This window comes from Allocoleopsis sp. (assembly GCF_036703385.1).
Taxonomy (GTDB): Bacteria; Cyanobacteriota; Cyanobacteriia; order Cyanobacteriales; family Coleofasciculaceae; genus Allocoleopsis.
The window spans coordinates 1-12,150 of the sequence record NZ_DATNPA010000028.1 but is presented as its reverse complement, the minus strand read 5'-3'; the positions used below and the strand labels follow the sequence as shown (position 1 = coordinate 12,150).

At 47.6% G+C, this 12,150-nt stretch carries 5 protein-coding genes and 1 pseudogene; 3 read left to right on the top strand and 3 right to left on the bottom strand.

Annotation, left to right across the window (positions count from 1 at the left end; translation table 11 throughout):
* Positions 1–84: pseudogene (locus tag V6C93_RS38040) on the top strand (Uma2 family endonuclease); the annotation flags it as partial.
* Positions 85–87: 3 nt separating this feature from the next.
* Here the strand turns inward: V6C93_RS38040 and V6C93_RS01540 are convergent.
* Positions 88–2,082: a serine/threonine-protein kinase gene (locus V6C93_RS01540; protein ID WP_333474878.1), complete on the bottom strand. Its 1,995-nt coding sequence runs from the start codon at positions 2,080–2,082 to the stop codon at positions 88–90.
* Between the two features lie 213 nt (positions 2,083–2,295).
* The gene (locus tag V6C93_RS01535) at positions 2,296–4,632 is read right to left on the bottom strand and encodes a flotillin family protein (RefSeq protein ID WP_333474877.1); all 2,337 of its coding nucleotides are present in this window, start codon (positions 4,630–4,632) and stop codon (positions 2,296–2,298) included.
* A gap of 279 nt (positions 4,633–4,911) precedes the next feature.
* Between V6C93_RS01535 and V6C93_RS01530 the strand changes: the two genes are divergently transcribed.
* Together V6C93_RS01530 and V6C93_RS01525 are read left to right on the top strand one after the other, a co-directional pair.
* Complete coding sequence (locus V6C93_RS01530; RefSeq protein ID WP_333474876.1) at positions 4,912–9,087, top strand: PAS domain S-box protein; 4,176 nt, start codon at positions 4,912–4,914, stop codon at positions 9,085–9,087.
* Positions 9,088–9,106: 19 nt separating this feature from the next.
* Positions 9,107–10,744 carry a hybrid sensor histidine kinase/response regulator gene (locus V6C93_RS01525; RefSeq protein ID WP_333474875.1) on the top strand — a complete coding sequence of 546 codons (1,638 nt, stop codon included), beginning with the start codon at positions 9,107–9,109 and terminating at the stop codon, positions 10,742–10,744.
* 75 nt (positions 10,745–10,819) lie between these two features.
* Here the strand turns inward: V6C93_RS01525 and proB are convergent, their stop codons facing one another.
* A complete protein-coding gene (gene proB, locus V6C93_RS01520) occupies positions 10,820–11,932 on the bottom strand; it encodes a glutamate 5-kinase (protein ID WP_333474874.1) in 1,113 nt (370 codons plus the stop codon).
* Positions 11,933–12,150 lie beyond the last annotated feature (218 nt).

Below are 12,150 nucleotides of genomic sequence, written 5' to 3'. Positions count from 1 at the left end.
CAACAGTATAGATTGGGACAAGCGATCGCATCACCCCTCTTCCCCACTTTACAACTACGATTAGACGACGTTCTTCCTCGATAATTTTCACGATAATTTCTGTCGATGCCAAAGCTTAATCGTCTTGTCCTTGCTCCCGCTTGCAATTATCTGCCCATTGGAACTGCTCGCGACGCTGGATACTGAGTCTAAATGACCCGTGAGGGTAGCAAGTTCTTTCCCTGTACTGACTTGCCAAAGCTTAATCGTTTTGTCCCAACTGCCACTGACGAGAGTTTCCCCATCCGGACTGTTCGCCGTAGGTGTTCTCGCCGAGTAGGCAACTGCCACCACTGACCAAGAGTGACCTGAAAGGGTGTAAAGTTGTTTCCCTGTTTTCCGATCCCAGAGAATGATCGTGTTATCGTCACTGCCCGTTGCCAGGGTTTCGCCATCCGGACTAAAGGCGATCGCAAAAACAGCCCAAGCATGACCGTAAAAAGGGGTTGATGAACCCGATGCCAAGTCCCACAAACGCCAAGTGCGATCGCAACTGGCACTGCTCAGAATATTATCTGTCGGACTGAACGCCACAGCACTAACCTGCAATCCATGACCCGTCAGCGTCTTTTCTGCCACACCAGTCTGAACATTCCACAGTTTAATCGTCTTATCCCAACTGCCACTCGCTAACACCTGACCATCAGGGCTAAAGGCAACGGACTTTACGGCGTGGGAATGCCCACACAAGGTATAAATTTCCTGACCATTGCTCACATTCCACAATTTGATGGTTTGGTCATCACTCCCTGTCGCGAGCATTGTCCCGTCAGGACTAAAAGCAACCGATTTTACACCTTGCGCATGTCCCATCAGGGTAGAAATTACCTCTCCAGTTTCTAAATTCCATAAGCGAACGGTTTTATCCTCATAGCCACTTGCCAAAAACTGACCATTAGGGCTGATGGCTACTGAATTGACCGCTGAATTACCGCTCAGAGTTTGTCGGCATTGCCATAGGATCGGAGGAGGGCTGTGCGTCCCTGGGTAATATTTCTGCCAGAATTGAGAGAAGCTGGATTGTTCCTGAGTATCTGCAATCGCTTGCATCACTTGATCAACCGATTGAAAGCGTCGGGTAAGTGCATTTTGCAGCAGGTTATCTAAAATTTGACCCAGGCGATCGCTCACATCCTCTGTTAAATAATCTCGCCACACCCAGCGATCGTTAACAACATCGAATAAATCAAATGGAGGGATGCCAGTCAGTAAGTAAATACAGGTAACCCCTAAGCTGTAAAGGTCACTCGCAAAAACGGCTTTTCCTCTCGCTTGTTCGGGTGCGACATATTCTGGACTGCCGATACGGGTGCCTGCTTTCAGGGAGTTAATTCCTGTGATTAATTTGGCTGCACCAAAGTCAACCAATACCAACTGACCCCCTTCCCTTCTAGTAGGGAAGGGGGAAGTATAAGTCCCCTCTCTTAGTCCCTGTGAAATCGATGGATCAACTGCGTCCCCCCTTTTTAAGGGGGGCAAGGGGGGATCTAAACGGGTAGGGGGAGAGGTACGGCGAATGATATTTTCTGGCTTAATATCGCGGTGAATGATTTGATGGTCGTGGATAAACTTCAGGACTGGCAATAAATCATCGAGAAGTTGCCAAATCTGAGCCTCGCTGAATGTCCCTTCTTCCTCTACTACTTTCGCCAAGTTCATGCCATCAATAAACTCTTGCACTAAGTAGAGGTAGTGATTTTCTTCAAAGTGTGCCAGTAAGGTGGGAATTTGGGGATGCTGGCCTAATTCCTTCAGTCGTTGTGCTTCTTGTTGAAAAAGAGCGATGGTCACTTCGCGAACCGCCTTCGGCATCGCTTTTTTTGAATCTTCAGGGGTTAGGTTCTTTGTCCACAACTGCTTCAGTACACAAGCAGATTCAGTTTCATCGACAGCAAGAAAGGTTCTGCTAAATCCACCTTCACCGATTAACTTAATGGCGCGGTAACGCTGTTGTACCCATAAATTAAAGCCGCATCCCTGACAACATTTTTGGGTTTCAGGGTTTTGCGGCTTTGGACAATCAGGGTTTACACAATAGCTCATCAAGAAGGATGAAGATAATTGATCTCGAATCGGTTACTAGGAGAATTCTATTTTTTAACGCAGAGGCACACGGAGGAAGGCGCAGAGGAACGCAGAGTTTTTGGAGGAAAATTCCTGTGAGTTCCGATTGCAGAGGATAACGATTTGACCGATTAAAATCTGTTTTTCCTGCATCCAGTCTGGGAATTGGTCAAAGACTTCTGCCCAGATTTCTTAGTCGATTGGTGGAGCATCCTGTGGAAATTGGTCGAAGAATGAATCGATCGCAACCTGATGCGGGGGTGGTGGGGGTGCCTTTCTACCCTGACGTTTAGGGGTTGGAGGTGCGTCTGTTGACGGCGCACTCTCTGAACGGGGAGGCGACGGTTGTGGGATTGCAATTAACGGTTCCGGTTCCAACTCAGCCGTCATTGTTTCCGTTACGGGTGGTACAGGAGGCTGGGACGGCGGTTTGCCATTGGAGTGACTCGCTTGAGAACGAATCATCATGCCCAATAACCCATCTACTAAGCCAGCACCGCTGCCATTGCCGCTAACCGCCACATCGGGGACAACGCGCACGTTGCGATCGCCGATAATCTGCATTAGCTGCAATGCGGTATAACCTTGTCCTCCCAAAGCATCGACACCAGCTTTGTAGGCTTCGGCTTTGGCATTACCCGTAACTCGGATGGCTTCGGCTTCCCCAGCGGATTCCTTCACTCTGGCATTGGCCTTGAGTTCGGCAATTTTAACCCCTTGTTCCGATTTCACCAAGTCTTGCTGAATATCTGCGATCGCAGTTTCTCTGACCAACTGCTGCCGCTGAGTTTGTGCCATTTGCTGTACTTCATACGTCTTGCGTTGTTCTTCCGCAATTTTGCGATCGGTTTGGGTTGTCATCAGCGTTGCTGGCGGCAAAATATCCCCAATTAAGGTATCGATCGCCTGGACATCATAGGCGCGGAGTGCGACTTTAATATACTCAGCGGCTTCCACCTGCCGTTCGGAACGTGCTGTGAGAAAGTCGAGTACAGTATAGGCTTGAGCGGAATTGCGGAAGTAGTTTCCGACTGTTGGCTGCAACACATGGTCTACTAGATTCTGCATGGCACCCACACGAGAAATCACCTTGGGTGCATCTAACGCCCCGACATGGATAATTTGAGCCACTTCCAAATCAAAGGCAAAGCCATCCTGAGAACGCACTGTGAGAGAGGAGAGTTTCGAGTCGTAGCTGTGCCGTTCCGTTCGGCCTGACCAGTTGAGCACAATATTAGTCGTTGGTACCAACTCAACTTTGAGAATGCGGGTATTAAGGGGATGTTTTCCAGGATAAAGCGGTGTTATCCATACGCCCTTATGCCCCGGTTCCACTAAATTTCCGTGAGTGAAAGCTGCCCCACTGACATCTTCTTGTGCCTTGCCAACATAAGAAATCACCACGCCGACATAGCCAATGGGAATTTCCGTCATGGCGACTTGTTCAACGCCGACAAACCAAGGGTTCAGGTTCCAAGAACCGGAAAGCAGAACTTGTTCCTGTAAACCGCGTCGCCCACCCCCATCGATGAATTTTTGCACATTCTGGAAGTTATCGTGATGGGGGATAATCGGGCCTGCAATTTCTCCTTCTTCGATCGAGATACCGTCAAAGGTGGTGACAATGCCCACTTTGTCCGGAGAAATACTATATAGTCGCAACTGCTCAGGCTTCATGCCATGATGATTGGCGTTAGCGGCAGTAATCACGGTGAATAAAGCCGTATTAATCCGGTAGGTTCCGGCGGTGAGGATACCCAACTGACGACCTTTTTCTCCACCCCCTTTGAGAAACTTCCGGGCATCTTGGAAATTATCGCAGGCGAGCACTTTCCCCAGAATGCGTTGCGCCGGGATGGAACCCCCATCGGCAGCTACTACGAGGGCAATTTCCCCTTGAGGGACAATAGTGAGGGATTCTTTGCGAACGTTATATTGCCAAGGCCAATAACCCCAATGCCAACCGGGGGCGAGAGTATCGGCTTGATATCCCGCTTCGCCCTCCAAGGCAATCAGACGTCCGGGTGGAAGTCCGCGACCGGAAAGGGCAAATTTCTTAACCACAATACCGACTTCTCGTTCACTAATCACCACCAATCCGCCGAACAACAGCGGCACAACGATAATCAGACCCCCCACCACAATAATGGGGATGAGTCCTCCAATGTCAAGCAACTGCATGGCCTGATAGCGACTGTCACGAGTTTGTAGTTGGGCGATGGTCGATGGAGTAGAGTTTAGCTGCGATGAGGCCGCAATTTTTGTCGGTTGAGGATTGAGGTCGGTGTTAACTCTTGCTGTTGCAGTCAAAGGCAGAGTCGCAGACGTGATTTGAGTCAGGGTAGGCTTTAAAGCCGTTCCCACTGAAGCGAATGCCACAGTTGCCAAGGCTGAGGCAGCGATCTGCTTAAACCAAGGATGCTTGATGGTTATAGCTTTCTGAAGCGATTGGGCAGCTTGCCCGTAGCGCAGTCGCCTAAGATGCACCAACAAAGCGGATCGTAAAAAAGCTTTAGTCTTTTTCATCATACCCTCCCTTTCGGAGGAAGTATTAGTGTGTCTAGCTTATCGAATTCATGGGTCCTTCAGGGGACTTACAAGAGTACAACAGTGAGCCGGAGCGCAATTCCCGACATGTCCTAAATTTTTGATAAAAGTTTATGCTCGCTTACCCCCAGGCGTTACATTTTGTGATGTATACAAGAGGTTGGCTGGGGAATGTTCGTCAACTTTCTCGTCCATAAGCTAGAAGCCTAAGCTCACCCGTAAAGAGAGCGTAGGTAGTTCACATAACGTCAGTTGTGACCAATGGCAGAACCAATTCAGGAAGTCTTCTGGTTGACCTCAGCCGATTATCAGCAGTTACTTTACGTTAGTCCGGCTTTTGAAACGATTTGGGGTCGTCGGCTGGAAAGCTTGTATACTTACCCTGGCGGTCACTTGCAGTTAATGGTGGACTCGATTCATCCGAGTGATCGCGAGCATTTCGTTGCAGCTTTTGCTCAACCCCTTCAGTATGAGTACAAAGCGGAGTATCGGATTGTACGACCGGATAGCTCGATTCGGTGGATGCGATCGCGCTGTTTTCCTATCCGGAATTCGTTCGGGGAAACTTGGGCGATCGCGGGTCTATCCGAAGACATTACTGAGTCTAAACGAGCCGAGGAACTTCTACATCAACGGCAACAAGAATTCACAGCGCTGGTCGAACATTCTCCCGATATTATTTCTCGGTTCGATCGCCAACTGCGTCATCTTTATGTCAACCCAGCCCTTGAACTGGCAACGGGGATGTCAACTCAGGAGTTTATCGGGAAAACTCATCGGGAACTGGGTATGCCGCAAGAACTCATCTCGTTGTGGGAACCATCCATCCAAAGGGTTTTCCAAACCCGTCAATCCGATGAGCATGAGTTCAGTTACCTCACGCCTCAGGGTTGGAACTATTACCAATCCCGTCTTTTCCCAGAATTCGCCGCTGATGGCTCTGTCGAAACCGTCCTAGCGATTTGTCGCGACCTAACCCTGCATAAGCAAACAGAAGAGGCTTTGCGGGAGAGTGAACAGCGATTTCGTACAGTATTTGAGTTTGCTCCCATCGGTATAGCACTCATCGACACACAGGGGCAGTTGTTCGCCTCCAATCGGGCTTTTCAGGAACTCATCGGATATACAAAAGAGGAACTTCAGAACCAGCCTTTTACTCAGTTTACGCATCCAGACGATCGCGACGCGAGCCTGAACCTATTTCAGGAATTGCTAGCGAGGCAACGAACTGGCGTCTTTCAGGAGAAGCGTTACTGCCGAAAAGATGGTGGTATTGTTTGGGGTAAGGTAGCCGTTTCAGCCGTTTTTAACCCCAATGGCGTATTTCAGTATGCGATCGCAATGATCCAAGATATTACGGCTCAGAAACAGGCACAGTTAGAACTCTTAAACGCCTATGAGCAACTGGAAAAACGAGTAACTGAACGCACTACCGAGCTGGAGCAAGCCAATGCTCTTCTCCAGCAAGAAATTGCCGAACGCTCTCGTGTACAGCAAGCACTCCAAGTCCAAAAAGATTTCCTCCAAGCTGTCCTTGATACCAACCCAAATGTAATTTTTGTCAAAGACCAGGACGGTAAAATTGTCCTTGCAAATCTTGCCTTTGCCGAGCTTTATGGAATGAAGGTTGAAGACTTATTGGGCAAGACGGATGCTGAGATTCATCCCAATCAAGCTGATGTTGAGCGATTTGAGCGCGAAGATCGAGCCGCGTTTCAGACGAATCAGACTATAGTCGTTTCTGAAACAACCTTCATCACACCCAATAATTCAGTCCGTTACATCAATGGCATCAAAAAACCCCTATTTTTGCCCAATGAACAGACCTGCCTCGTTTTGGCTGTTGGCACAGATATTACAGAACTCAAGCAAGCTCAAGAGGAAGTCAAGGCTCAAAAAGAGTTTCTTCAAGCTGTCCTTGATACAAATCCCAGCCTGATTTTTGTCAAAGACTCCGAGGGTACAATTATACTGGCTAATCAAGCCTATGCTGATTTATGGGGTACAACTGTTGCAGATTTGTTGGGGAAGAAAGATGCGGATTTTCAGCCCAATTTCGCTGAAATTGAGAAGTATCAGTCCGAAGATCGGGTAGTGAGTAGCAACAGGGAGCAGGTTTTCATTCCAGAAGAGGCTCACACGACAGCAACAGGGGAGTTACGATGGTTTCAAATTATTAAAAGGCCGATTTTTTCTAGGGAAGATCAAGTTGCTTTAGTGCTGGGTGTTTGCACGGATATTACAGAACGTAAGTTAGTAGCAGAGGCGCTCAATACTCAAAAAGAGTTTCTGCAAACAGTCCTCGATAGCACTCCCAACCTGATTTGGGTCAAGGACAGGGAGGACAAAATCGTACTCGCCAATTGTGCCTTAGCCGATTTTTTTGAAACAACGGTTGAAGACTTACTGGGCAAGACAAATTCTGAGTTATATGCCAATCCTGCCGATGTCGAACACTGCATGGCTCAAGATCGGGAAGTGCTGAGTACGTTACGGGAAAAGATTATTCCCGAAGAGGCATTACCGACTCCCTCTGGGAAAGTACGCTGGTTCCAAACCATCAAAAAGCCGATTTGTTCTAGTGAGGGTCAGGTTAATCAAGTCTTGGGTGTGAGTACGGATATTACTGAACATAAGCGATCGCAGGAGGAACTCAAAGCTCAAAAGGAGTTTCTGCAAACCGTACTCGATACCAATCCGAACCTAATTTATGTCAAAGACAGGGAAGGTAAGTATCTACTCGCAAATCTTGCCTTGGCAGATTTTTATGGCATCCCTCTTGAAGAAGTCCTAGGACATACGAATGCTGAATTAACGCCTTATCCCGCTGAAGCGCAACAGCTTTGCGCCCAAGAGGAGGAGGTGTTAACCACGTTACAGCAGAAGTTCATTCTCGAACAGGCTAGCCACACTCCCAGTGGCGAACTACGCTGGTATCAAATCCTGAAAAAGCCTCTCTTTTCCAAAGAGGGTCAAGTCCCTCAACTGTTTGCTGTCTGCAATGATATTACAGCGCGTAAGCAGGCAGAGGAGCAACTGCGCCACAGCGAAGAACGATTGCGCCTCGCCCTAGATGCCGCCCGCATGGCAAACTGGCATCGGAATCTGGAAACTGGAGTGATGATTACTGGGTCGCCTAACTTTGAACGATTGTATGGCTGGGCGATCGGTAGTTACGATGGTAGTTACGACACCTATCTGCAAAGAATTCATCCAGAAGACCGTGATGTTGTCCATGCCTATATGCACCACAGTCTGGAAATAGAGGCAGACCGCGACATTGAATTCCGTATAGTCTTGCCCGATGGCACAATTCGTTGGATCGAAACGAAAGGTCGGGTCATTTACGGCGAAATGGGTAAGCCAGTGACCTTGAGCGGCATTAGCTTAGATATTACACAGCGCAAGCAGGCAGAAGAGCAACTGCGCCATCACGAAAACCAACTGAGCCTCGCCCTAGATGCTGCTCGCATGGGATTTTGGGACTGGAATATTCAAACAGAAACGGTAACTTGGTCTGATAACTTTAAGCGGCTGTTTGGCCTAGACCCCAACAACGACAACCATTCTTACGAAACGTTTGTGGCAATGCTTCACCCAGATGATCGGGAGCATGTTCACCAAGCCAGTGAGCGATCATTTCAGGGGGAGGGGGAGGGCGACATTGAATTCCGTATAGTCTTGCCCGATGGAAGTATACGTTGGATACAAAGTAAATATCAGGTCTATTACGACGAAACGGGCAAGCCAATCCGTAGAACTGGTATCGACTTAGACATCACAGAGCGTAAGCAGGCGGAGACACAAATTAAGGAATCGCTACGGGAAAAAGAGGTCTTACTTCAAGAAATTCACCATCGGGTGAAAAATAATTTACAGGTGATTTCTAGCTTGCTGGACTTGCAATCTCAGTACATTGATGATTCAGCCATGCTTGAAGCCTTCCGAGAAAGTCACAATCGCATCAGATCGATGGCTTTGATTCACGAGCAATTGTATCAATCCAAAGATTGTGCAAAAATCAATTTCTCGGAATATATCACATCGCTAACCAATGACTTATTCCGAGCTTATGGCGTGCATCCAGGCCAAATCACCTTAGAGCTAGAGATTGAGGAGGTTACTCTAAATATTAATACAGCGATTCCTTGTGGTTTAATAATCAGTGAGTTGGTCTCGAATGCCCTAAAACATGCCTTCCCTCAGGGAAGGGCTGGAATCATCAAAGTTGCTCTTTATTCAGATGCGGATAATCAACTAACACTTCAAGTAACCGATAATGGGATAGGATTTCCAGAGGATTCTGAATTCAGAACTGTCAAATCTCTAGGGCTACAATTAGTTAGTGTTTTAGCCAACCAACTTGAAGGAACTCTTGAACTAGACCGTCGATTAGGTACCCAGTTTAAAATAACATTTTTTGAAATAAGCCATTGAAACCATTGTAGCAAAAATCGTGAAAGCCAGAATCTTAATTGTTGAAGACGAAAATATTGTTGCCTTTAATATTCAAACTCGATTACAAGCACTTGGGTATAGTGTAACTGCTGTTATCTCTTCAGGAGAATCTGCGCTGCAAAAGGTAGCGGAAACTCGCCCTGACTTGGTCTTGATGGATATTAAACTCAAAGGCAAGGTTGATGGCATCCAAGCGGCGGAGCAAATTCGCACCCACTTCCAAATTCCAGTGGTGTATCTGACAGCTTACACCGATGAAGAAACGCTTAATCGTGCCAAAGTTACAGAGCCCTATGGTTATATTCTGAAACCTTTTGAAGCTAGAGACTTAGGCACAACAATTGAAATGGCTCTCTACAAGCATCAGATAGAGCAGCAGCTTCGGGAGAGAGAACAGTGGTTAGCCACGACCTTGAAAAGTATCGGTGATGCTGTGATTACAACGGACTCTCAAGGGTTAGTTACGTTTATGAATCCGGTTGCCGAAGCACTTACCCGTTGGAACGCCGAAGAGGTGTTGGGGAGTGATTTGTGCCACGTTTTCCAGGCGATCAACGAAAGAACGCGAGAGCTGATTGAGAATCCGGTAAAGTTAGTTCTTCAAGAGGGAGTGACTGTGGGTTTAGAAAACCATACTCTCCTGATTACCAAAGATGGTAACGAAATCCCAATTGATGATAGTGCTGCACCGATTAAAAATGATGCAGGTAACATTCTAGGGGCTGTTTTAGTCTTTCATGACGTTACTGAACAACAGGAAATCCAAGCTCTATTGGAAAAGACAAATGAGGAACTAGAAGGGCGAGTCGCCGAGAGTATTGTTCAATTAAGGGAAACAAACGAGCAACTTAGGCAAGAGATTTTTCGACGCCAGCGTTTAGAAAATGACCTGCGATTAGCTCTTGAAAAAGAGCGAGAACTGAATGAATTAAAATCTCGTATCATTGCTACTGTCTCACATGAGTACCGTACCCCCTTGACCACCATTTTGTCTTCGGCGGATCTGCTTGAACATTACGACTCACGATTGACACCAGAAAAAAAGCAGAAACATTTTCAACGCATTCAATCGTCTATTAAGTATTTGACCAAATTGGTTGAAGATATGCTGATTGTTCAGCAAGCCGAAATGGGAACTCTAGATTTTAGTCCCGCCTCTCTGGATGTAGAACAAGTTGCTCGTGAAATGGTCAACGAGTTTCAGTTGAATCCCGCGAATCAACACCCAATTCTCTTTGAGTGCCAAGGAACTTGTACTAACGTTATTCTGGACGAGAAACTCTTAAAATTAATCCTGAGAAACTTGCTCTCCAATGCTATTAAGTTTTCTCCTGACAAGAACCCAGTTCGGTTAGAGTTACGCTGCGAACCCAGCCAAGTTGTTTTTCAACTATCTGATGGAGGGATTGGGATTCCCTCCACTGAAAAAGCTCAGTTATTTAATCCTTTCTTTCGTTGTAGTAACATCGGCGTTACCCCTGGAGTTGGCTTAGGATTAGTGATTGTTAAAGAATGTGTAGACTTGCACAGGGGCGAGATTTTTATAGAAAGTGAAGTCGGCAAGGGAACTACGTTTACGGTAACTCTACCCATACCGGAAAATCCCACAGGTAGGGTAGGCGCAGCCGTAACCTAGTGCGATCGCAGATCTTGTAGGGTGCATTAACGAAGTGTAACGCACCATTCAGTCTACCCCTTCGCGAACTCAACGCTAATTGGTCAGAACGAGGTTATCGCGGTGCACCACAGTTTCAGCGCCTGCATAGCCCAAAATCGTGGGAATTTCCTCGGATTTACGGCCTCGAATTTTCTGAAGTTCGGTGCTGCTGTAGTTGACTAGCCCTCTAGCAATTTCCACGCCACTGCTGTTGCATAGCTGTACCGCCTCTGAGGAGTGAAATTCCCCGTCAATAGCAGTAATCCCAGCCGCTAAGAGGGATTTACCCGCCTGAGAAATTGCCGCTACGGCTCCATTATCCAGATAGAGCTTACCTACAGGGACTAAACTGTGAGCAATCCAGCGCTTACGGGCGCTTTCCGTTCGAGGTTGGGGTTCAAACTGGGTGCCGAGGGGTTCTCCCTGTAAGATTTTTTCAATCGTTTCAGGGTATCGTCCTTCTGTGATCACTGTTCTCACCCCCGCATTGGTAGCAATCCGAGCGGCGGAAATTTTGGTAACCATGCCGCCAGTCCCCCACTGAGAACCGGATTCCCCAGTTTGGATTTGAAGTTCGGCTAAATGCTCCATGCTGTTTACCAGGGTAATCGGTTGAGCATCGGGTACCTGACGCGGATCGGCGGAGTAAAGTCGGTCCACATCGGTGAGTAAAAACAGCCAATCGGCTTCAATTAAACTGGCGACAAGGGCACTAAGGGTATCGTTATCTCCAAACTTCAGTTCCTCGACAGCAACGGTGTCATTTTCATTGACGATCGCAATCACGCCGAACTGGAGCAGATCCCGAAATGTGGCGTAGGCATTGACGTAGCAACTACGCTGGATGAAGTCACGGCGACTCAGGAGTATTTGCGCGATCGGTTGTTGCAAGCTGGTAAAGAAATCGTCATAAATTCGCATCAATCGTCCCTGGCCTACTGCTGCCACGGCTTGTTTTAGAGCCATCGTTTGGGGTCGCGACTTTAACCCCAACCTTGAACAACCAATACCCACAGCTCCCGAAGTGACAAGTACGATGCGATGTCCTGACAGGCGTAGCTGGGTGAGGGTTTCAACTAGCTTAGCAATGGTCGAGAGCGCTAGCTGACCCGTTTCCGGTTGAGTGAGGCTGGAGGTACCAACTTTGACAACAATCGTTTGGGACATGGGGCGATGTTGAAGGTTGAAGGTTCGAGGTTGATGGTTGATGGTTGATGGTTGATGGTTGATGGTTGATGGTTGAAGGTTGATGGTTGATGGTTGAAGGCTGAAGGTTGATGGTTGATGGTTGATGGTTGAAGGCTGGAGGTTGACGGTTCCAGAAGTGAACTACCCATTACCCGAAGGATTAAAGCAGTGTACGAGCCGCAATGGCTCTCAGATAA